The sequence below is a fragment of the Bacillus paralicheniformis genome (genome assembly GCF_001042485.2).
GTDB classification, from domain to species: domain Bacteria; phylum Bacillota; class Bacilli; order Bacillales; family Bacillaceae; genus Bacillus; species Bacillus paralicheniformis.
On the sequence record NZ_LBMN02000008.1, the window covers coordinates 136016 to 157619 of the forward strand.

Here is a 21604-nt window from a genome sequence, read left to right on the forward strand (position 1 = left end):
TCACATCAGCCCTTTTATCGTTTCTTGCTGAGCCAGCCGCTTCTCTTTTTCAAGCCGTTCGATCAGCTGGCCGCGAAGTCCGTTGTCAAATAAAACTTCCCGGATATGAATGATACCGGCGCGTTCAATCCAATGCCCGACCTTCTCGAGATAATTTGCTGTTTCGCGGTAATATTGAAGCAGGCCTTTCATGAATTCCCCCGCTTCCTCCGCCGAGTCGGCTACTGAAAGCAGCTCTCCCGGAGCAGCATGCTGTCCTCCTTGGCCGCCCGCATAAATCTCCCAGCCCCCGTTTACTTTGAGAAGTCCAATGTCATGAACTGAAGCGTACACGCAATCGTCCAAACAGCCCGACACCCCGATCGAGACCTTGGCCGGAATGAGGAGGGATTCTGCCGCTTTTTCCAAGTCTGCTGCCAATGTTTGAATCTGCGGTGATCCGCACGTGCACGTTTTAACCGCGGCGATCCTATGCTGAGGCGGCGGGCAATGCGGCATGCCGAGTTCTTCTTTCACGCGCTCTATATACTCCGGCTTGATACCAGCAAGCTTTAATCTCTGATGGTGTGTCATGTACACCTCTTGAATTTGATATTTTTCAATCACTTCTGCAATGCGCTTCAGCTCTTCGGCATTCGTTCGGCCTCCGTACATTTGCGGAATGATGGTACCCATCTCCTCTTCGTGCTCCTCATAGATGATGTCCGGACGGATCATTTTTAAATAGTAGTGAATGGCGGGCACGCAAATTCGGCAGCCGCTGCTGTTTTTCCAGCCGAGCGCCGAGATGACTTCGTGAACGGAAGAAAGATTTCTTATCTGTATTTCGTTCACGACTTCATCTTCCGTGAATGAAGTGCAGGTGCACATCGGCTGTTCCGCCGCAGATACGTAATCATCCTGTTCAGCGGTATGGAGCAGCAGTTCTTCAAGCAACGGCCTGCAGCCGCCGCATGATCCGGAAGCATTTGTACAGCCTTTGACCTCCTCGGCCGTCTTTAAACCGTGCGTCTGTATGGCTTCCATGATCGCGCCTTTGGAAACCGCGTTGCATTGGCAGATCGTTTCACTAAGCGCCATAGCAGCGACTGAACTGTTTTCTTCCGATTGAAACAGCTCTTTTTTGACAACGGTAATATCTCTTTGCTTGATAATGCTTTCCAACAGCCGTTGGCTGCCGCTGGTGTCTCCGTATAAAATCACGCCGGCCATTTTATCCCCTTGAAAGACGGCTTTTTTATAGACTCCTGACGCTTCGTCTAAAAGTTTAATAGCCGTTGTCGAGTCGTCCTCTGTGATTTTCCCTGCCGAAAAGACGTCGATGCCGGACATTTTTAGAGCTGCAGACTGGATGGAGCCCTGATAACCGGCACATGCGAGCCCGCAAATATGTCTGGCCAGCACTTTCCCCTGTTCAAACAAAGGCTTGACTAGACCATAGACCGTTCCGTTATGCTCCGCGCATTCACCGACGGCGTAGACATTTGGAATATTTGTCTCCATATAGTCGCTGACGATGATCGCCCGGTTTGTTGCAATACCGCTCACCTTGGCCAGTTCGATATTCGGTCTGACACCGGCAGCCATGACGATGAGATCGGCGCTGATCTCCGTCCCGTCTTTAAACCGCACACCCTCGGCGCGGGATCTTCCTAAAATCGCCTCTGTATCTTTATCCAAAAGAAAATGGATCCCTTGATGCTCCAGCTCTTTCTGGAGCATGGCAGATGCCGGCGGATCAAGCTGATTCTGCATGATGCAGGAAGAGTGGTGAATCACATCAACCTTCATCCCGAGGTTTGCCAACCCTCGCGCCGCCTCAAGACCCAAAATTCCCGCGCCGATGACGGCCGCTTTTTCAAACCGCTTTGATGCCTTTATCAATGCCCGGCAATCGTCTATTGTTCTAAAACCATATACCCCTTCTTTGTCCGCACCATGAACCGGGAGGATAAACGGGGAAGAGCCCGTCGCAATGATCAGTTTGTCATAAGCGATTTCGCGGTTTTGATCTGTCGCCACCGTCTGTTTCACCGTATTGATTGCGACAGCTGTTTCCCCTGTATAAAGTGTAATCCCGTTTTCTTCATACCAACTCCGGCTTTTTGTCATCACATCGTTCCAATCCGTTTCCCCCTGAAGGACAGAAGACAGCAGAATCCGATTATAGCTGAGGTGTGGTTCGCTGCCGATGATGACGATCTCAAACCGGCTCCCGCCGTGTTGTAAAATTTCTTCCGCCGTGCGAACCCCGGCCATGCCGTTTCCTATCAAAACCAGCCTTTGTTTCCCCATTTTCTCCCCTCCCTCTGCAGCTTTGCTCTGGATTATTATTTCACATTGCATCGCTAAAGCGTTTAAACCTGTTACATTTCCTTACAAAAAATTTTAGAAACAGGACGGTTTGACCAGCACCCATTGATGACGATTCAACGGCTTTGGCCGCGATGTTAAAGTTCAACATTTTATCACATTTTTTATCACGTTCTGCTTGTTTCTTTTCCTGCAATCTACTAGGCTTAAAATAAAGAACATAAGAAATGGAGGAGGAGAATGCTACCGATTAAAAGAAGACAGCAGATATTGGCGTGGGTCAAAGAAGAAGAATCTCTGCGCATTTCGGACATTTCGAAAAGGCTGAACGTCTCTGAAATGACCGTTTACCGCGACATTAAACCGCTTGTTGAAAACGGACAGGTCATCAAGACGGCAGGCGGAATTACGCTAAACAAGCCGAAGCAGCAGCTTGGGCAGCTTTGCGTCGTTTGCGGAAAAGGGACAGGCTCGAGGCTTTCCGTGCAGATTGTAAAAAACGACAGTCAAATTGAACAATTTTGCTGTTCCCATTGCGCAATGCTCCGCTATGAGAAAGTGAAAGATGACGTGTCACAGATCATCTGCAGAGATTTTTTGCTGGATACGACGATCAGTGCCAAAGCCGCCGTCTTTTTGCTGGATACGGATCTTCATTTGAACTGCTGCGAGCCGCAGGCGATCCCTTTCGCTTCTGAAGCGGATGCGCGGAAATTTAAAAAAGGCTTTGGCGGACAGCTGTTATCGTTTGACGATGCCGCGCTTCTCATCCAGAAAACGATGAAGAACAGCTGCTGCAGCCTGAAGACGTGAAATTTTGTTAAAAGATTGGATGAATGTGATGAAAAGAGCAACACTCTGGACAGTTCTCGCTGTTCTATGTATCATTCTGCTGCCAAAAGCCGCTTTTGCTCACGCATATATCGTAAAATCAACTCCAGCTGAAAATCAGGAGCTGAAAAAAGCGCCTGCAGAAATCAAGATTGAATTCAATGAAGCGATTCAGAACGGGTTTCATTCGATAACGGTCAGAAATTCGTCAGGTGAGCGCGTCGATTCCGGCAAAACGGAAATCGACCCGCAAAACGCCAAGATTATGACCGTCAAACTGAAACCGAAGTTAAAGGATGATATCTACTCGGCCGAATGGAGAGCCGTATCCGCAGATGGGCATCCCGTATCAGGCACGATCCCTTTCAGCATCGGAAACATTCAAGGCGGGCTGCCGAAAGATCAGCAAAATCAAGCATCAGGACTGCCGGCAGCCGATACCGTCATGGAACGCGTCCTTTTGTATACCGGTTTCTCCCTGTTCATGGGGGCCGCTCTTTTGCAACTCGTATGGCATCGCCCTGAAAACGGCTGGCCGGGTGACAAACGGCGCCGGCTGAAGCGGATCAAGAATGCGGCGCTCATATTGACAGGGGCCGCCATCATCATTCAGCTGCCCCTGCAAACAAAAGCAAACGCGGGCGTTTCCTGGAGCGGGGCTTTCCAGCCTTCGCTTTTGCATGAAACGCTTCTGAATACGACAGGCGGAATGCTGTGGCTGATCAACATCGCCATCATCGCCGTGCTTGTTTTTTGTTCGAACAGAAAAGATCTGAAGAGCGCGATCTTGAGCCTGTTCCTTTTTGCCGGACTTTTGTTCGTCAAATCGCTCGACGGCCATGCTGCTTCGACGAGCGCCGGCTATATGACGATCGCGATGAACTTCATCCATCTGAATGCCGCTTCCATTTGGACGGGCGGACTCGCGATGATTGTGCTGTTTTTCGGAAAAGACTGGCTGAAGCCTGACAAAAGTTTGATATGGGAAACCATTCGGCGCTTCTCGCCATGGGCGCTCGCTTCTGCAGGGCTTCTCATATTTTCGGGCCTTTTCAACAGCTTCTTCATTGTTCACACACTGGATAACCTGCTCGGGACGGCTTACGGAAAAGCGCTCCTTGTGAAAGTGGCGCTCGTTCTTCTCATGATCGGACTCGGAGCATTTCACTATTTCCGTTTTAGAAAAGTGCCGAAACAGCAGGGCGGCCGTTCGCTGAAAGCTGAATGGGCGGTCGGGCTTCTCATTCTGCTGACCACGGCGGTTTTCACCAATCTTCCAAGTCCGCCCGCGCCGCTGCCGCAGCCTTTCAGTGAGACGAAGCAGCTGACGGAAGGAAACACGCTGTCGCTCCGAATCAGCCCGAACATGCCGGGCTCAAATGCGTTTGAGGTCACCGTCAGAAACAGAAAAGGGGACGTCGTCAAAGATATTCAAAAAATCGAATTAACCGTTGAGAAAACCGGGCTTTTCGGGGATGACAAGGAGAGTACGTTCAGCCTCAGCAAAAATAAAGTCGGCGTTTTCCAAACGAAAAATTTAAATTTAAACGAAGACGGCATCTGGAAGATCCGCGTTCACGGATTAACGGCGTCATTTGAGGAAATCAGAACGGTTTTCAATGCGAAAATTAATAAAAAGGAGTTTTGATTATGTTTAAAAAAACTTTATCGCTGGGTGCAATCCTAGCATCATTTTTGCTTTTCTCCGTGCCTGTCAGCGCACATGTCACGGTAAAACCGGCCGAATCAGCAGCAGGCTCATGGGAAACATACACCGTCAAAGTACCGGTTGAAAAAGACAACGCCACAACCAAGGTCGTTCTCAGCATGCCGGACGGTGTTGAATTTCAGCAGTATGAACCGGTGCCGGGCTGGAAAACGAGCACTAAAACCGGCAAAAACGAAAAAGTGACAAGGGTGACGTGGGAAGCAAAAAACGGCGGCATTCAGCCTGGTGAATTCCAGCAGTTTACCTTCACCGCCAAAAACCCTGACAAAGAACAAAAGGCCGCCTGGAACGCTTACCAATATTATAAAGACGGCACGATTGTCGAGTGGACCGGTGATGAAAACGCCGATACCCCGCATGCGATCACAAGCATTGTCGACGCTGCAAAGCTCGGACACGAAACGGTTAACGCACACGGCGCTTCAACGAAACAAAACACTGCCGCAGAAAATGAAGACGGTCAAGGAGGACAAGGGATTCAAACCGCTTCCCTCATCCTGTCGATCCTCGCCGTGCTTCTTGGGGGTGCTGCACTGCTCTTGACAGTGCGCAAAAAGAAATCGTAAAAATGAAAGGCAGTCGGAAATATCCCGACTGCCTTTTTGTACCCATTTCAGTCCGAATCCTGCACAATCTGATAATACATGCCCGTTTTTTGATCGACCACCGGCTCTAAATAAAGCCCGTCATCAGTCTCAAATGTTCCATTCAGGCGAGCGGCATCCCCTGTATATAACGTGTACTTTCTTCCCTTTGGCGTTGTGAACGGTGAAGAAGCTTCCGCATTCTCCGTTTCCGGGTGATCCGATTTTACAATGACATAATTCAAGTCGCGGTACCATTGATATTTGCCGTTTTCCCGTTTGATGTGAGCGAGGCAAATTCCCTCTCCCTCCGAATCGCCGAATCGAAAGACGACGACTTGTTCGCCGTTTAAATCGATTTTGTCTATAATATCGTCTTTTGTGATGTTCTCGTAACGAATACCGTCCTCAATCGCTTCCTGTTCGCTGTTCACCCTTTTGGTTTGTTTCTCAGCTTCTTGAGCGCTCGCACATCCGGCGAGCCAGATCACCAAGAAAAATAAAACTGTTCGTTTTTTCATCCGCTTCCTCCGACTTTAATTGTTTTAGGCCCTTATATGTATTCGGCCAGCGTTGAATATTTCCTCTGAAAGTTCCGAAGCAGCGATTCAAAAATCAGCCAATTTATCTTACAATAGAAAAAGTTCTGAATGATTGAGTGGGGAGAGATCGGAGTATGAAAGTATCGGTTCTGTTTGTCTTGCTTGCGGCCATTTTATGGGGAACGACGGGAACAACCCAGGCGTTCGCGCCTGAAGAGGCGGCGCCTCTTGTGTTCGGCGCTGTCAGAATGGCGGTCGGCGGCATCACCCTGCTCTTGTTTGCGGCTTTGCGCGGTCAATTGAAACACAGCGGCTGGCCCGTTAAAACACTGATCATCGCAGCATTGAGCATGGCATTTTACCAGCCTTTCTTTTTTTCAGCCGTCAGCCTGTCAGGGATCGCTGTCGGAACGGTCGTCGCCATCGGCAGCGCTCCGATTATCGCCGGCTGCCTTGAATGGCTCGTGTTCAAAAAAGTTCCGCAGACGAAATGGTGGATCGCAACGGCTGCAGCGATAGCAGGCGTATCCTTATTATTCATCCCCTCCGCCTCATCGGGCGGGAGCTTTCTCGGCATACTGCTCGCACTCGGCGCCGGTCTTTCCTTTGCCGTCTACACGCTGACAAGCAAAAAGCTCCTGCAAAAGCAAAAGCCGGAGGCTGTCACAGGCACCGTGTTCTTTTTAAGCGCTGTATTGCTTGCCCCGTTGTTGTTTCTGTACGATATGAGCTGGATCTTATCGGTTCCGGGAATGGCTGTCAGCCTCTATATCGGCGTCATTGCAACCGGGGCCGCGTACCTGTTATTTACGACAGGATTGGCAAAAGTGCCAGCCTCAACGGCGGTGACGCTGTCGCTGGCTGAACCGCTCACAGCGTCGCTTTTGGGAACCGTGCTTGTCAGAGAATCGCTGCCTCTTGTTTCCTGGGCCGGGATCGCACTGCTTCTGCTGGGCATTTTTTATATTTCCTATCAGCCCAAAAAGAATAAAATAAACGCTGAACAGGTGAAAGCGTAAAAAAACCCGCCCGTGGGTATGCGGGCGGGTTTTCATGCTGTCTTGTTATTCATCCAAACCGATGGACAAATATTTCGTTTCCAAATACGGCTCGATGCCTTCCTGTCCGCCTTCGCGTCCGATGCCGCTTTCCTTCATGCCGCCGAAAGGCGCTTGAACGGTTGACGGTCCGCCGTCATTCCAGCCGAGAATGCCGTAATCTAGATTTTCGGATAAATAGATGCCGCGGCGGTAGTTTTCCGTAAAGAAGTATGCCGCTAAACCGTAAGGCGTATCATTGGCGAGCTTGACCGCTTCGTCCAGCGTCTTAAAAGTCGTAATCGGCGCAACGGGACCGAATGTTTCCTCATGCATGATCGTCATTGAAGGATCAACATCTGTCAGCACTGTCGGGTGGACAAAGTAGCATGATTTCTCATCATCGCTTTCGTATTCAGCGCCGATGAGAACTTTTGCCCCTTTATTCACCGCGTCATTGATTTGGTCGACGATTTTTTGGAAGCCGTTTTTATTGATGACCGGGCCGATTGATACACCTTCTTCAAGTCCGTTCCCGACTTTCAGCTTGGCAACTTCGGCGCGGAGTTTTTCTGCAAATTCATCCTTAACCGATTCATGAACGATCAGACGGTTTGCACAGACGCACGTTTGTCCGGCATTCCTGTATTTCGACAGCATCGTCTGTTGAACGGCGAGGTCAATGTTGGCATCTTCATCAACGATCAGCGGGGCATGGCCGCCAAGCTCCATTGACACATGCTTCACCGTCTCGGCGCTGTTTTTCATTAAATGTTTGCCGACAGGCGTAGATCCGGTGAACGTAATTTTGCGGATCAGCGGATGGCTTGTAAAAATAGAACCGATCTCTTTTCCATCGCCGATCACACACTGAAGGACGTCTTTCGGAATACCCGCTTCGTGGCCGAGGCGAACGAGCTCAAGCGCCGTTAAAGGCGTGTCAGGCGCCGGCTTGATGATAAAGGTACAGCCCGCCGCCAAGGCCGGCGCCGCTTTTCTCGTGATCATCGCCGCCGGAAAGTTCCACGGGGTAATCGCCGCAACAGGACCGACCCCCTGGCGCGTGACGATGATGCGCTTGTTCGTCACAGATGCGGGAACCGTTCTTCCGTAAATGCGTTTCGCTTCCTCCGCATACCATTCGATATAGCCGGCGCTATATATGACTTCGCCTTGTGCCTCGGCATACGGCTTGCCGTTTTCAAGCGTAATCAATTTTGCCAGCTCGTCCTTCTGCTCCACAATCAAATCGAACCATTTTTTCAGTAAGCCCGCTCGTTCTGAAGCCGATGTTTTCGACCATTTTTGAAATGCTTCATGCGAGCGTACGACTGCCTCTTCGACTTCTTTTGCGGATTGCTGGGGAACCGATTTGATTTTTTCTCCAGTCGCAGGATTATATACTTCTAGCATGCTGGTCATGTTGAATCTCCTCCCCTTTACGTTTTGAACTGCTGTTGAATAAAAGAAAACCGATCAATGTCCATCCCGCCAAGATCAGCCATTCATACGGCCATGTGAGCGCGGCCGGCATACCTGGCAAATAAAAGGCGAGAAAGATAACACTTAAGAGAATAGCAGATATACCCGTCGTTTTCCACTTATTGATTTTATACGGTCTGTTTAAATCCGGCTCTGTCTTTCTCAGCTTCATGAATGCAATCGAGACGATCAAATATCCGACTATAATACCTGTTCCCCCTGCATTGACGATCCAAACAAGGGCAGGGCGCCCGAGCAGCGGCGCAAAAAACGCCAGCGCTCCCAGAAACAAAATCGCGTTCGTCGGTGTTTTATACTTCGGATGGATGAAACCGAACCATTTCGGCACCATGCCTTTTTCCGACATCGCAAACAGAATGCGGCTCGCGCCGATGATAAATGCGTTCCAGCTCGTAATGATGCCGGCGACTCCGCCAAGGACAAGCACCGTGCCGAACAGCTGGTTCCCGAGCAGATTGACCATGGCATCCGCGGTCGCCAAAGAAGTCGTTGCAAGCTCGCTTTCTGACAGCCCCATCGTCACCCCGAATACAATCAGCAAATAAAACAAGACCGCACTGACGATCGAAATAATCAAAATTTTGCCGATAATTTTTTTCGGAGCATTAATTTCAGCCGCAACCTGAGGGATGACGTCAAATCCGACAAACAGAAACGGAATCATGACGAGGACGGACATCATCCCGGAAAATCCGTCTTTAAAAAGGGGCTGCATATGTTCAACATTACCGTTGACCAAGGCGCCGCCCAAAAGGAGAAAGCCTGTGGCGATAATCGCGATCGTAAAAACTGACTGAAAAATCGCGGCCGGCTTGACGCCGAAGTAATTGAGCGCGGTCAGGACGACCGCACCCCCTGAACCGATCAACACCCAAGTGACATACACGTCCCAGCCGCTTAGCGACCAGAGAAAGCCCTGATGTTCGACAGGCAGGACGTAATCAATGACGGTCGGCAATGCGACCGCCTCAAATGTAATTACCGAAACATAGCCGAAAAGCACACCCCAAGCCGCGACAAAAGCCGTTTTTCGGCCGAACGCCCTGTAGACGAATATCAAGCCGCCTCCCGTTTCAGGGATGGCGGAAGACAGCTCCGCGTACGTTAACCCGATTAAGATGACGAGAATGCCGCCGATGATAAACGCGACGGTGCTGCCCATAAAGCCGGCTGTCGAAATCCAGTCGCCGGAAAGGACGACCCAGCCCCAGCCGAGCATCGCCCCGATCGCTAAAAATAGCACATCCGTCTGCGACATCGTTTTTTTCATTTGCTGTTTTCCCATCAAAATCCGCCCCTTCTTTTAGAAGATGTCAAACTAGAGCTGTTCCAGCGCTTCTTCGATGATGCCGAGTCCTTCCTCAAGCAATTGATCAGTAATGACGAGCGGAGACAGAAAACGGATAATGTTGCCATTGATTCCTGCCGTCAACAAGAGCAGGCCGTGTTCATTGGCGTACTTAGCAATCTTGGCCGCAGCTGCTTTGTCCGGCTCCCGCGTCTTTTCGTCCCGGACAATTTCAATCGCCGCCATCGCGCCAAGTCTGCGGACTTCCCCAATCTGCGGAAATTTCATCTTCCATTCAAGCGCCCGCTCTTCGATGGCTTTACCGATTTCTTCAGAGCGCTTGTTGAGCTGTTCCGATTCGATAATATCGAGCACTGCCAAAGCGGCTGCGCACCCAAGCGGACTTCCGGCATATGTGCCCCCGAGTTCCCCCGGGTCCGCCGCATCAAGCATTTCCGCCCGGCCGATGACACCGCTGAGCGGAACGCCGGCAGCCAGTGATTTTGACACCGTCACAAGGTCAGGAACGACATCAAAATGCTCAATCGCAAAATATTTGCCCGTTCTGGAAAAGCCTGTTTGGATCTCATCGGCGACAAAAACGATGCCGTGTTTTTGACAGAAGGCTGCGACATGCTGCACAAACCGTTTGGAAGGAATAATAAATCCTCCTTCTCCCTGCACCGGCTCCATGACAACGCACGCGACCGTCTCCGGAGCAACAGACGAGACGAAGAATTCGTCAAACGCCTGAATCACCATGTCATCGTAGCTTTCATCAGTCATCCCTTCAGGCTTTCTATAGTAGTAAGGAAACGGCGCCTGATATACTTCAGGTGCAAAAGGACCGAATCCGAATTTGTATGGTTTCACCTTGCTCGTCATGCTCATCGTCATGTTTGTGCGCCCGTGGAATCCGCGGGTAAAAGAAACGACGGCTTGACGCTTCGTATATTTTCTGGATATTTTTACGGCGTTTTCGACGGCTTCCGCCCCCGAGTTCAGGAAAATCGCTTTTTTCTCATGGGCGCCCGGCGCAAGCCGGCATAGCTTTTCCGCCAATTCGATATAGGCCTGATACATCATGACGTTAAAACCGGGATGAATGAGCTGTTCGGCCTGCTGCTTGACAGCTTCTACAACTTTCGGATGTGAATGCCCGACATTTAATGTGCCGATCGCCCCGGCAAAATCGATAAAACGGCGCCCGTCAATATCATATAAAACGGCACCTTCCCCTTTAGCGGCCAGATGACGGTTTCCGTTGGAGACACCCCTTGCCACGAATTGATCCCGTTTGGCTTGCCAATCTTCCGTTGTGAATGCTTTTGTGTTCAGACTCATAAAAAATCTCTCCCCCACTCTTATTTCTTATAATTCTGAATATTTTTTGGTATGATGAAAAGTACCAATCATTAATTTTCGATGGTACCAGAGGGAGGCGCTATGATTACGATACCGATTGACCGCTCCAAGGATGCGGATTATATTTATCACCAAATCTATCAGCGGATTAAAGAAGAAATTTTCAGCCGCAACCTGTTACCGGGAAAAAAACTCCCTTCCAAGCGCGAGCTCGCCGAAGCATTGAACGTCAGCATCAATTCGGTCAACGCTGCCTACCAGCAGCTTCTTGCAGAAGGTTATCTTTATTCACGTGAAAGAAAAGGCTTTTTTGTAGAGCAGATCGAAACGTTCCACGCCAGCCGCCATCCCGGCCCCCTTCAATTGGAAAAAGAACTGGTTGAAAAGCCGGAAAGCAAAGACGGCTGGATATCGTTTTCCCATATGAGCGTCGATACGGTGCATTTTCCGTTTAAAACATGGCTTCGCTGTGAACAGAAAGCGGTTTCTTCTCATATAAACGAACTCGGAGAAATGACGCATCCGCAAGGTGTCTACGAAGTGCGCCAGACGATCGCACGCTTTATCGCTTTAACGAGAGGCGTCAAGTGTCACCCCGAACAAATCGTGATCAGCGCCGGCACGCAGTCCTTAATTCACACGCTTCAGGATCTTCTCCCCGCCTCAGCCGTCTATGCGATGGAGGAGCCGGGATACAGCCGGATTTATCAACTGCTGAAAAATGAAGGGAAAGAAGTGGCCACGATTCAGCTCGATCATAAAGGAATGCGGATCAGCGAGATTCACCGTCTGAATCCGGATGTTTTATTTGTCACGCCTTCACACCAGTTTCCAACAGGAATCATTATGCCGGTATCGAGAAGGATTCAGCTTTTAAATTGGGTTTCCGACGGGGAAAACCGCTATATTGTGGAAGACGATTATGACAGCGAATTCAAGTACGGGAGCGATACGATCCCCGCCCTGCAAAGCCTTGACCGCTCTGAGAAAGTCATCTATATCGGCACGTTTTCAAAATCGCTTCTTCCGGGTCTGAGAATCAGCTATATGGTACTGCCGCAAAAGCTGCTGAAGCGATACAGAAAAAGGCACCATTTCTCGATTCAATCGAGCAGCGTTTTAACACAGCTCGCCTTGCAGGAATTGATCGAATCGGGGGAATACCAAAAGCACATCAAGAAAATGAACCAGATTTACGAAGAAAAGCGGACAAGGCTGATCGGAAGCCTTGTCAAAACCTTTAACGGCCGGGTGAAAATTAAAGGCGAAAGCGCAGGCCTTCACTTTGTGGCCGATTTTGAAACAGATAGAAGTGAAGAAGAGGTTTTATCAAGAGCAAAGGATAGACGGGTCGAGGTTTACGGCATGAACCGGTTTACGTTAAAGAAAGAGCAGACAAAACATGAAGGAACAGTATCGCTCGTGCTTGGATTTGCTAAAATCGCTGCCGATCAGATCGACAAAGGGACTGCCAAGCTTTATGAAGCGGTATGCGGTGATGAGAAGTTTTAAAAAATACCGGCAGGTTCGCTCCTGCCGGTATCAGCTTGGCTTTAGAAAGCCAACGTCTGCCCGTTTACCACCGTTCCTTTTCTACCTGGAGAACCGCCTCAATCAGTCCCGGAAACTGCTCCTCCAATTCCCGTTTGCAGAGGGAGTAATAATGATGCTTCCCTTCAATGCGGACTTTGAGCAGTCCCGCTTCTCTCAGCACCTTGAAATGGTGGGACAGCGTAGACTTTGCGATATTGAGATTTGTGCATGTACCGCACGTTTTCTCGGCTGTGTCAGCCAGGGCTTTGACAATCTCAAGCCTGTATGGATCACTCAAGGCATGGAGAACAGATATTAACTTCATTTCATTTGTTTTCATGGGTTAAATGTATCATAATCCTAACTTCAAGACAATTCGTCAAGAAGGCAAATAGGTTGCCGCCAAAGCAAAGACATGTTACGATGCAATTGTTCGATGATTTTCGAACAATCAATTCAATGTGTATACAACGTACACGCAAAGGAATTCTAAATGACATGACGGAGGTTTGAACCGATGATCGTATTGCAAGCCTATATGAAAGTAAAACCAGAAAAACGCAACGCCTTTCTCGAAAGCGTACAACCGCTGCTTAAACATTCAAGAGCTGAAGCCGGCAATGCCCAATACCAGCTGTTTGAAGATACCGAACATGCCAATACATTTGTCATGCTTGAGCAATGGAAAGATCAAAACGCAATTGACGCCCATAATCAGACAGAGCATTTTCAAGCTTTCGTTCAAGCCGCGGGCGACCTTTTATCAGAACCGCTGAATGTGGTTAAAACGCACACACCGGATTAAAGAAAGGATGACGTTTAAATGAATGAAGTATTGAAATCATTGACAGACCATAGATCGATTCGCAGCTATACAGATGAGTCCGTGAACCCTGAACAGCTGGACAAGATCATTCAAGCCGTTCAAGCCGCACCGACTTCAATCAACGGCCAGCAGGTCACCGTGATTACGGTTCAAGATGAAGAACGGAAAAAGAAAATCGCCGAATTGGCCGGCGGACAGGTCTGGATCGAGCAGGCCCCCGTTTTCCTTTTGTTCTGCGCGGACTTCAACCGTGCGAAAATCGCCCTTGAGAAAAACGGCGAAACGCTTGCGATCACAGACGGAATGGAATCCGTGCTTGTCGGAGCTGTCGACGCAGGCATCGCTCTCGGTACGGCCACAGCGGCCGCTGAATCGATGGGGCTTGGCACTGTGCCGATCGGCGCTGTCCGCGGCCGTGCAGAAGAGCTGATCGAGCTGCTCAATATTCCCGAATACGTCTTCCCTGTCGCAGGGCTTGTCGTCGGCCATCCGGCGGACCGCTCCGCGAAAAAGCCGCGACTTCCTGAACAAGCGGTAAGGCACAGCGAAACCTATCAACCTGACTTAAAACCGCTGATCGACGCGTACGATGAAGAAATATCCGAATACATGACAAAACGGACAAACGGACAGGAAACAAGAAACTGGTCTCAGGGCATATCCGCTTATTACAATAAAGTGTATTATCCTCACATCCGTGAGATGCTTGAGAAACAAGGATTTAAACTCAAATAGATACTTTAGGCTATCGGTGATCGATAGCCTTTTTTCATGCGTTCCATTCCACATTTCGATGAGCATCGAAGGTCTTTACCTTTACACTATGTAAAAAAGGAGTGGAACACATGAAACCATTTGCAAAATATAAAGCATTTCTAGACCTCCATCATCAGTCAGGCCCGTTCGTTCTGCCGAATGCCTGGGATGCGGCCAGCGCCAAAGCGTTTCAAAACTGCGGTTTTAAAGCAGTCGGCACAACCAGCGCCGGAATTGCCATGTCCCTCGGCTATCCCGACGGCGAACATCTCCCTTTTGAAACATTGCTTTCCGTCCTGAAAACCATCACGGATGCCGTCGATATTCCCGTCAGCGCAGATCTTGAAGCGGGTTACGGCCAATCACCGGAAGCAGTTGCTGAAAACGCAAAAAAAGCCGCAGCGGCCGGCGTTGTCGGTATGAATATTGAAGACGGAACGAAAGACCCCTGCCGGCCGCTTTGTGATGCAACATTAATGGAAGAAAAAATTGCGGCTGTCAAAAAACTGAACCTTCCTGTTTTAATCAATGCCCGCACGGATGTATACTGGCTCAATGCAGACGCTCCCGGTTCCCGGCTTCAAACAGCCGTCCGGCGGGCAAATCGGTACAGACAAGCAGGCGCGAACTGCATATTTATCCCCGGAGCCAATGATACAGGCACCATTGCCGGGCTGAGAAAAGATATACCCGGACCACTCAACGTACTGGCCGGCTCACACACTCCCTCTTTACAAATTCTTTCCGAACTGGGGATCGAAAGAATCAGCTGCGGATCCGCCCCGTTCAGAGCCGCCCTGTCGCTGGTGAAAAAGATCGGTGAAGACATCATCACCCGCGGCTCCTTCAGTCATATGACGGACGGAGTCCTTTCATACGGCGAAGCTGCCGATTGGATCAGCCTTCATCGTAACCCAAAACAAAATCGTTGACCTAAACAGTTCGGTCTGTTAATATTTCATTTATGAAAACTCATGGGTTTTTTCGTAACCCATGAGTTTTATCATTGCGAAAGAAGGAGCCGGAATGAACGAAAAAAGAGCAGCAGTCTTAAGGGCCGCCAAAAAGCTGTTTGCCCAAAAAGGCTATCATAACGTTGCAATGCAAGCGATCGCTGAAGAATGCAAAATGTCAAAAGCATCTATTTATAAACTGTTTCAATCTAAAGAAGATCTTCTGCTGGCATTGATCAAGTTCAGAAAGCATGAAATGCTGAACAAAAGCGCCATCATCAATACGGAAACCTCGCTGACGCCAAAAGAAAGACTCGCTAAAAAAATCGCTTTGGAGATTACGGAATTCAGGGAAAACCGCCAATTTATCAATTTCCTCTCCAATGAGGGATCGTCTCCGGATACCGCGGTATTTAAAAAGCATCTGAAAGAAACAAAATCGCTGATCATCAGCTGGCATAAAGACTCTATCATTCAAGCGTACGGCGAAGAGGTGGAACCGTTTATATGGGATATTGTCATCATTTTCCACGGTTTGATGAGAGAATTCCTGTTTTTAGTCGGCACTGGAAAAGCACAGCCCGACGTTAAAACGATTCCGCCATTCATTATGTCGGTTCTGGATCTCTTCATAGAGAAAAAGCTGAACGAAGATCAGAAAAGTTCATTAAATGAAGACATTATTGCCTCCTATACGAATTTCTCATCATGCTGGGCACCGCCCAAAAAAGAGGAATTGCTTGAAGACCTTTTGCAAAAACTGAAAAACAAGATTTCCTCGCTGCCACAAGACGACGTTTCCGTGACAGAATTGCTGTCTGCCGCAGATTTGCTGAGCGAGGAGCTTTTCGCCAATGAGCCCCGCACGTATTTAATTAAGGCTCTCCTTGATTACCTTGGAAAAATCGAGGCGCTCCAATGCGATGTTTCACAAATACAAACAATTAGTATCAAAGAATAAGAGGGATTGATATGAACACAGGAACTGAACAACAGACATACAACAGAAATATCATCGTAGGTTTGCTCATTGCAGGGGCGTTTATCGCGATCTTGAACCAAACGCTTCTGGTTACGGCACTGCCGCATATTATGGCAGACTTAAACATAGACGCTACAAAAGCTCAATGGCTGACAACGGCGTTCATGCTGACAAACGGGATTCTCATTCCGATTACCGCCTTTTTAATCGAAAAATTTTCGAGCCGCGCGCTCGTCATCGCCGCGATGAGCATCTTTGTGGCGGGAACGGTCGTCGGCGCAGTTGCGCCTAACTTCCCGGTTCTCCTTGCGGCGCGAATCATCCAGGCCGCGGGTGCGGGAATTATGATGCCGCTCATGCAGACGATCTTTTTAACGATTTTCCCGGTTGAAAAACGCGGGGCTGCAATGGGTATGGTCGGTTTGGTCATCGCATTTGCACCGGCCATCGGACCGACATTGTCAGGCTGGATCGTCGACAGCTTTACATGGAGATACTTATTTTATATTATTCTGCCAATTGCCCTGATTGATCTTGTGCTTGTCATCTTACTGATGAAAAACGTTACGAAATTGAGAGAAACATCAGTCGACATCTTATCTATTATCCTGTCCAGCCTGGGTTTCGGCGGTTTATTGTACGGCTTCAGCAACGCCGGATCAGAAGGCTGGGGAAGCAATACCGTTTTAATTTCCTTTGCAGTCGGTGCGGTCGCTCTGTTCTTCTTTATCTCTAGACAACTAAGAATCAAAAGGCCGATACTCGAGTTTCGCGTTTTCCAATCGTGGACTTTTACGATAACAACGCTCCTCGGTATGATCGTTTTTGCATTAATGATCGGTACTGAAACCATTTTGCCGCTGTATACGCAAAACGTCAGAGACGTGACAGCTTTCGATTCCGGTCTGATGCTTCTGCCGGGCGCGATAGCAATGGGTATCATGTCGCCGATCATCGGCCGGATTTTTGACAAGATCGGTGGAAAAGGTCTTGCGATTATCGGTTTTGCCATCTTGCTGCTGACGTCGATCCCGTTTGCGGATCTGCAAATGGATACTTCGCTGACATTTATTATCGTCATTTATACGCTGCGGATGATGGGCACTTCCATGATTATGATGCCTCTCACAACCGCTGGCATCAATGCACTTCCGATGCATCTCATCCCGCACGGAACAGCGATGAACAATACGATGCGCCAGATCGGCGGTTCAATCGGCACGGCCGTTTTGATTTCCGTCATGAGCAATTCAGCCAAAAACGCTGCCGCATCTAACCCGTTAAATGCGCTCATTCACGGCATGAATTCCGCCTTTATCGTGGCCGCTGTCTTGGCGCTGATCGGATTTATCCTTTCGTTTACATTAAAAAGGAAGCCGCAGGCCGACAAACAAGGGCAGCCGGCGCGCTGATCATGACACGCCAGTTCAAATCGAACTGGCGTGTTTTTTGATGGTTTGATATCTAACTAAGTTTTGGTCCCTTGCGGCTGCGTCATCTTTCATATGATTTGAATACAACGATTTCAATCGACTTCTTCTCCTTGAACAGACAAAAAGGCTGCCGGATATACACCGGCAGCCTCGCTCTTTTATTTTAATCCATTTTCGACTTCTGTCACCATTTCAGATACGGACTCAAGGCCTCCGCCTGACAGGTACCAGTAACCTGGATCAAGATATGTGATATGGCTGTTTTTATAAGCTTTTGTTGATTTTACAATTTCATTTTCAATAACTTCTTTTGCTGTTCCTTTTTCGCCGATGGCAGCGCTTCGGTCGATGACAAACAGGTAATCAGGGTTCTTTTCAGAAATATATTCGGAAGAGACGCTTTGACCGTGAAGGGAAGCCTCGATGTTTTTGTCGACAGGTTCAACGCCGAGCACATCGTGGATCAAACCGAATCTTGAGCCGCTTCCATACGCGCTGATTTGTTTATCGCTCGTTAGGACGACCAATCCTTTGCCGCCTTTTTCTTTCGCAAGCTTGTTGGCTTTCTCTACTTTATCATCGATTTTCGCAAGAGCTTCTTTGACGGCATCTTCTTTATCAAAGATTTTCCCGATCTTTTCAGTGTTCTCCTTAAAGCTTTCCATGTAGTTCTTCTGGTCAAGCTCGATGTCGATCGTCGGTGCGATCCTTTTAAACTCGTCATACTGCTCAGACTGTCTGCCTTCGATGATGATCAAATCGGGGTCAAGCTCTGCAATTTTTTCAAAATCAGGCTCTTTTAGTCCGCCGACGCTTTCGTATTTACTGTCTTTGTATTTTTTCAAGTAAGACGGGAGGGTTTGTTTCGGAAGGCCGACAACGCGATCGCTCAAGCCAAGCTCGTCAAGCGTATCAAGCATTCCAAAGTTGAAGACAACGACTTTTTTCGGGTTTTTCGGTACATCTGTTGTACCGCTGTTATGTTTAATTGTGACGGTTTCTTTTTTAGAGGAAGATTTTGCATCTGTATCAGCAGCTTTGTTTCCGCAGGCGGCTACGACAAGAACGGTTATCAATGCCATAATCAATAAAGATAGTTTTTTCAATTCAAGTCACCTCATCATTTAAAATATACACAGATTTTTTGATCTCCGATTTGTTGGATCGGAATGTCCATATCATAGATGTCTTTCAGCACCGGCGTTTGGATAATGTCTTCCGCCGGCCCCTCTTTTACAATCCGCCCGTTTTTCAGGGCTGCGATTCTGTCTGAATAAACCGAGGCAAAATTAATGTCATGAATGACAATGACGATCGTTTTACCGCGATTTTCGACAAGGTCTTTCAAGAGCTTCATTATCTCTACTGAATGTTTCATATCGAGGTTATTTAATGGTTCATCAAGCAATATATAGTCGGTATCCTGAGCGATGACCATTGCGATAAAAGCGCGCTGGCATTGGCCGCCGCTCAACTGATCGAGGTGTTTATGCTCAATCTCTCTCAGCTTCATATAATCAATCGCTTCGTCGACATATGCCCAGTCCTCTTTCGAGAGCCTTCCCTGTGAATAAGGAAATCTGCCGAAACTGACGAGCTCCCTGACAGTCAGCCTGATGTTGATCTGGTTGGACTGCTTTAAAATGCTGATTTTTTTGGCTAAATCATTGCTTTTGTAAGCGCTAATTTCCTTGCCGTCAATCAGCACTTTTCCGGCGTCCATTCCGATCAGCCTGCTGATGATGGACAAAAGCGTGCTTTTCCCCGCTCCGTTCGGTCCGATGAAGGACGTGATCATTCCTTTTTTTATCGTTAAAGTCGTGGGATGAACAACGGTCTGCTCTCCGAATTGTTTCATGATATCTCGTACTTCTATCATCATTTACGCTCCTTCAGCAACAGGTAAATAAAATAAATCCCGCCGATAAAATCAATGATCACAACAAGCGTCACCGTTAAACCAAACAGTTTTTCAACAATGAACTGGCCCCCGACAAGCGCAATGATGCTGAACAAAACCGCTCCGGGAATCAGGACGCTGTGCTTATACGTTTTAAATACTTCCCGCGCCACATTGACGACGAGCAGCCCCAAAAATGTGATCGGCCCTACAAGTGCAGTCACGGAGACGAGAACGGCGACGACGATCAGCATTTTCTTCACCGTCCGGTCGTAATCGATTCCGAGGTTGACGGCTTGATCCCTGCCGAGCGAAATGACATCAAAGTACGGATTATACCGCCAAGCGTAAACGAGAATCGCCAGAATGATGAGCGAAGCAAGCATTAAAATGTCCGTGTTCAAATTGTTGAAGCTGGCAAACATCTTGTTTTGAACAACTTGAAACTCGTTCGGATCGATCAGCATTTGCATAAAGGATGACAGGCTTCTGAACAATGTGCCGCATACGATTCCAACTAACAGCAGCAAGAAGATGTGCCTTCCCCCGCGGCGAAACATCAGGAAAAACAACACAAATGAAAAACAGACCATCAAACCGGTTGACAATAAAAAATTGCCGTTTTTACCAAGATCGGCAAGTTTGGCTGCACCGAAAAAGTAAATAATCCCGGTTTGCAGCAGAACATAGAGAGAATCGAGTCCGAGAATGCTCGGCGTCAAAATTCTGTTGTTTGTGATCGTTTGGAAAATCATCGACGAATACGCAATGGCTGTACCGACAACGATGATCGCAAAAACTTTGGCAAACCTCCGCGGAAGCGCATATTCCCATACAGACGGCAATCCGTAGAACAGAAACAAGCCGATGCAGGCTGCCGCTATCACGATGAGTATAAGCATTTTCTGTTTATGACGCATAGGCTTTTCTCCTTAAAAGCAAGTAAAGAAAAACGCCGCTCCCGATGATGCCGACCATCAAACCAACCGAAATTTCGTACGGGTAAATGACGAGACGTCCCGCTATATCGCAAAACAAGACGAAAACGGCTCCGAGAACCGCCGTATGAGGCAGGCTGTTTTTCAAATGATCTCCCCTGTAGATGGACACGATGTTCGGGATGATCAATCCCAAAAAGGGAAGCGTGCCGACCGTCAGGATGACGACGGACGAAATAATAGATACGATGATCAATCCGATATTGACCACCCGCTTATAATTCAATCCAAGATTGATGGAAAAAGACTCCCCCATCCCGGCCAACGTAAATTTATTGGCGAACAGATAGGCAATGATAACGAGCGGTATACTCAGAAATAAGAGCTCATACCTCCCCTTCATGACCAGCGAAAAATTCCCTTCAAACCATGCATTGACGTTTTGAATGATATTGTACTGATAAGCCATGAAAGTGGAGATGGCGCTGACAACACTTCCGAGCATCATACCGACGAGAGGGATGAAGATCGCATCTTTGAACTTGATTCTGTCCAAAATTTTGACGAACAAAAAACTGCCAAACAGTGCAAAAACAAAGGCAAACAGTATTTTAACCACAATTCCTGCAGACGAAAAAAGCACGATCGCAATGATCACACCGAGCCTCGCCCAATCCATCGTTCCAGCGGTGGTCGGTGAAACAAATTTATTGCGCGTTAGCTGCTGCATGATCAGCCCGCAAATGCTCAAGCTCATTCCCGCAAGCACGATGCTAATCAAGCGCGGAATTCTGCTTATGTAAAGCGTTTGAATTTCGTCCTCGTTAAAGCGGAAAAGATCAAGAGGCGAAAGCTCCTTAACGCCGATGAATATCGAGCTGATTGAAAGAATGATGAGCATTAGCAATAAGTATCGTAATTTCATGCTGCAGTAGCCTCCTTGCACAACAAAGCAAACCCCTCCGCCGACGTTAATGATTATCATTATCAATAAGAGTCTTCATATATCTTACCATTTTTTCTGACATAGTCAATAAGATTAATAGATACAAAGGTTGAAACCATGCGATTTCCCCATCTTTAGTCCTCCT

Annotated in this window: 20 protein-coding genes; 10 read left to right on the forward strand and 10 right to left on the reverse strand. The window is 48.3% G+C overall.

Annotated elements, in window-relative coordinates:
• A complete protein-coding gene (nirB, locus tag ACH97_RS07420; RefSeq protein ID WP_020450189.1) occupies positions 1–2295 on the reverse strand; it encodes a nitrite reductase large subunit NirB in 2295 nt (764 codons plus the stop codon).
• A gap of 258 nt (positions 2296–2553) precedes the next feature.
• On the opposite strand from nirB, the gene ACH97_RS07425 reads away from it, so the two are divergent.
• Genes ACH97_RS07425 through ACH97_RS07435 form a run of 3 tightly spaced genes read left to right on the forward strand, consistent with a single transcriptional unit; the run spans position 2554 to position 5439 of the window.
• A complete protein-coding gene (locus ACH97_RS07425; protein WP_020450188.1) occupies positions 2554–3126 on the forward strand; it encodes a DeoR family transcriptional regulator in 573 nt (190 codons plus the stop codon).
• Between the two features lie 19 nt (positions 3127–3145).
• Positions 3146–4792, forward strand: coding sequence for a copper resistance CopC/CopD family protein (locus ACH97_RS07430; RefSeq protein ID WP_020450187.1), 1647 nt, complete (start codon positions 3146–3148; stop codon positions 4790–4792).
• Positions 4793–4794: 2 nt separating this feature from the next.
• Positions 4795–5439: a YcnI family copper-binding membrane protein gene (locus ACH97_RS07435; RefSeq protein WP_020450186.1), complete on the forward strand. Its 645-nt coding sequence runs from the start codon at positions 4795–4797 to the stop codon at positions 5437–5439.
• A gap of 47 nt (positions 5440–5486) precedes the next feature.
• Here ACH97_RS07435 and ACH97_RS07440 read toward each other — a convergent pair whose 3' ends face one another.
• Positions 5487–5978 carry a hypothetical protein gene (locus ACH97_RS07440; RefSeq protein WP_020450185.1) on the reverse strand — a complete coding sequence of 164 codons (492 nt, stop codon included), beginning with the start codon at positions 5976–5978 and terminating at the stop codon, positions 5487–5489.
• 155 nt (positions 5979–6133) lie between these two features.
• Between ACH97_RS07440 and ACH97_RS07445 the strand changes: the two genes are divergently transcribed.
• Positions 6134–7018, forward strand: a complete 885-nt coding sequence (locus ACH97_RS07445) for a DMT family transporter (RefSeq protein ID WP_020450184.1) — start codon at positions 6134–6136, stop codon at positions 7016–7018.
• A 45-nt stretch (positions 7019–7063) separates the two neighbouring features.
• On the opposite strand, the gene gabD is transcribed toward ACH97_RS07445, so the two are convergent.
• Genes gabD through gabT form a run of 3 tightly spaced genes read right to left on the reverse strand, consistent with a single transcriptional unit; the run spans position 7064 to position 11171 of the window.
• Positions 7064–8458, reverse strand: coding sequence for a succinate-semialdehyde dehydrogenase (gene gabD, locus ACH97_RS07450; protein WP_020450183.1), 1395 nt, complete (start codon positions 8456–8458; stop codon positions 7064–7066).
• Complete coding sequence (locus ACH97_RS07455; protein ID WP_020450182.1) at positions 8433–9824, reverse strand: APC family permease; 1392 nt, start codon at positions 9822–9824, stop codon at positions 8433–8435. Before ACH97_RS07455 ends, gabD begins: the two co-directional genes overlap by 26 nt.
• 33 nt (positions 9825–9857) lie before the next feature.
• On the reverse strand, positions 9858–11171 hold the full coding sequence (gene gabT / locus ACH97_RS07460) for a 4-aminobutyrate--2-oxoglutarate transaminase (protein WP_020450181.1): 1314 nt from the start codon (positions 11169–11171) through the stop codon (positions 9858–9860).
• 102 nt (positions 11172–11273) lie between these two features.
• Between gabT and gabR the strand changes: the two genes are divergently transcribed.
• Positions 11274–12704 carry a MocR-like transcriptional regulator GabR gene (gene gabR / locus ACH97_RS07465; protein ID WP_020450180.1) on the forward strand — a complete coding sequence of 477 codons (1431 nt, stop codon included), beginning with the start codon at positions 11274–11276 and terminating at the stop codon, positions 12702–12704.
• A gap of 64 nt (positions 12705–12768) precedes the next feature.
• On the opposite strand, the gene ACH97_RS07470 is transcribed toward gabR, so the two are convergent.
• Positions 12769–13065 carry an ArsR/SmtB family transcription factor gene (locus ACH97_RS07470; RefSeq protein WP_020450179.1) on the reverse strand — a complete coding sequence of 99 codons (297 nt, stop codon included), beginning with the start codon at positions 13063–13065 and terminating at the stop codon, positions 12769–12771.
• 177 nt (positions 13066–13242) lie between these two features.
• Between ACH97_RS07470 and ACH97_RS07475 the strand changes: the two genes are divergently transcribed.
• The 5 genes from ACH97_RS07475 (at position 13243) to ACH97_RS07495 (ending at position 17654) form a co-directional block, all read left to right on the forward strand.
• Complete coding sequence (locus tag ACH97_RS07475) at positions 13243–13530, forward strand: putative quinol monooxygenase (protein WP_020450178.1); 288 nt, start codon at positions 13243–13245, stop codon at positions 13528–13530.
• Between the two features lie 18 nt (positions 13531–13548).
• A complete protein-coding gene (locus tag ACH97_RS07480) occupies positions 13549–14286 on the forward strand; it encodes an NADPH-dependent oxidoreductase (RefSeq protein ID WP_020450177.1) in 738 nt (245 codons plus the stop codon).
• A 110-nt stretch (positions 14287–14396) separates the two neighbouring features.
• On the forward strand, positions 14397–15239 hold the full coding sequence (locus ACH97_RS07485; protein WP_020450176.1) for an isocitrate lyase/PEP mutase family protein: 843 nt from the start codon (positions 14397–14399) through the stop codon (positions 15237–15239).
• Positions 15240–15333: 94 nt separating this feature from the next.
• Entirely contained in the window at positions 15334–16221 is an 888-nt protein-coding gene (locus tag ACH97_RS07490; protein WP_020450175.1) for a TetR/AcrR family transcriptional regulator, read from the forward strand.
• Positions 16222–16232: 11 nt separating this feature from the next.
• Entirely contained in the window at positions 16233–17654 is a 1422-nt protein-coding gene (locus ACH97_RS07495) for an MDR family MFS transporter (RefSeq protein WP_020450174.1), read from the forward strand.
• A gap of 179 nt (positions 17655–17833) precedes the next feature.
• Here the strand turns inward: ACH97_RS07495 and ACH97_RS07500 are convergent, their stop codons facing one another.
• From ACH97_RS07500 to ACH97_RS07515, 4 genes are read right to left on the reverse strand one after another with little or no spacing between them, the layout of a single operon-like run.
• Positions 17834–18781, reverse strand: a complete 948-nt coding sequence (locus ACH97_RS07500; RefSeq protein WP_020450173.1) for a siderophore ABC transporter substrate-binding protein — start codon at positions 18779–18781, stop codon at positions 17834–17836.
• Positions 18782–18795: 14 nt separating this feature from the next.
• A complete protein-coding gene (locus ACH97_RS07505) occupies positions 18796–19554 on the reverse strand; it encodes an iron ABC transporter ATP-binding protein (RefSeq protein WP_020450172.1) in 759 nt (252 codons plus the stop codon).
• A complete protein-coding gene (locus ACH97_RS07510) occupies positions 19554–20495 on the reverse strand; it encodes an iron chelate uptake ABC transporter family permease subunit (RefSeq protein WP_048350564.1) in 942 nt (313 codons plus the stop codon). The genes ACH97_RS07505 and ACH97_RS07510 overlap by 1 nt, the downstream gene beginning before the upstream one ends.
• Positions 20485–21438 (reverse strand): ABC transporter permease, encoded by a 954-nt coding sequence (locus ACH97_RS07515; protein WP_026580546.1) that lies wholly within the window; start codon positions 21436–21438, stop codon positions 20485–20487. Before ACH97_RS07515 ends, ACH97_RS07510 begins: the two co-directional genes overlap by 11 nt.
• Between the last annotated feature and the right edge of the window lie 166 nt (positions 21439–21604).

Bases quoted from the DNA above. Each gene is read 5' to 3' on its own strand.
- nirB (WP_020450189.1), bottom strand. From the start codon at position 2,295: ATGGGGAAACAAAGGCTGGTTTTGATAGGAAACGGCATGGCCGGGGTT.
- ACH97_RS07425 (WP_020450188.1), top strand. From the start codon at position 2,554: ATGCTACCGATTAAAAGAAGACAGCAGATATTGGCGTGGGTCAAAGAA.
- ACH97_RS07430 (WP_020450187.1), top strand. From the start codon at position 3,146: ATGAATGTGATGAAAAGAGCAACACTCTGGACAGTTCTCGCTGTTCTA.
- ACH97_RS07435 (WP_020450186.1), top strand. From the start codon at position 4,795: ATGTTTAAAAAAACTTTATCGCTGGGTGCAATCCTAGCATCATTTTTG.
- ACH97_RS07440 (WP_020450185.1), bottom strand. From the start codon at position 5,978: ATGAAAAAACGAACAGTTTTATTTTTCTTGGTGATCTGGCTCGCCGGA.
- ACH97_RS07445 (WP_020450184.1), top strand. From the start codon at position 6,134: ATGAAAGTATCGGTTCTGTTTGTCTTGCTTGCGGCCATTTTATGGGGA.
- gabD (WP_020450183.1), bottom strand. From the start codon at position 8,458: ATGACCAGCATGCTAGAAGTATATAATCCTGCGACTGGAGAAAAAATC.
- ACH97_RS07455 (WP_020450182.1), bottom strand. From the start codon at position 9,824: ATGGGAAAACAGCAAATGAAAAAAACGATGTCGCAGACGGATGTGCTA.
- gabT (WP_020450181.1), bottom strand. From the start codon at position 11,171: ATGAGTCTGAACACAAAAGCATTCACAACGGAAGATTGGCAAGCCAAA.
- gabR (WP_020450180.1), top strand. From the start codon at position 11,274: ATGATTACGATACCGATTGACCGCTCCAAGGATGCGGATTATATTTAT.
- ACH97_RS07470 (WP_020450179.1), bottom strand. From the start codon at position 13,065: ATGAAAACAAATGAAATGAAGTTAATATCTGTTCTCCATGCCTTGAGT.
- ACH97_RS07475 (WP_020450178.1), top strand. From the start codon at position 13,243: ATGATCGTATTGCAAGCCTATATGAAAGTAAAACCAGAAAAACGCAAC.
- ACH97_RS07480 (WP_020450177.1), top strand. From the start codon at position 13,549: ATGAATGAAGTATTGAAATCATTGACAGACCATAGATCGATTCGCAGC.
- ACH97_RS07485 (WP_020450176.1), top strand. From the start codon at position 14,397: ATGAAACCATTTGCAAAATATAAAGCATTTCTAGACCTCCATCATCAG.
- ACH97_RS07490 (WP_020450175.1), top strand. From the start codon at position 15,334: ATGAACGAAAAAAGAGCAGCAGTCTTAAGGGCCGCCAAAAAGCTGTTT.
- ACH97_RS07495 (WP_020450174.1), top strand. From the start codon at position 16,233: ATGAACACAGGAACTGAACAACAGACATACAACAGAAATATCATCGTA.
- ACH97_RS07505 (WP_020450172.1), bottom strand. From the start codon at position 19,554: ATGATAGAAGTACGAGATATCATGAAACAATTCGGAGAGCAGACCGTT.
- ACH97_RS07510 (WP_048350564.1), bottom strand. From the start codon at position 20,495: ATGCGTCATAAACAGAAAATGCTTATACTCATCGTGATAGCGGCAGCC.
- ACH97_RS07515 (WP_026580546.1), bottom strand. From the start codon at position 21,438: ATGAAATTACGATACTTATTGCTAATGCTCATCATTCTTTCAATCAGC.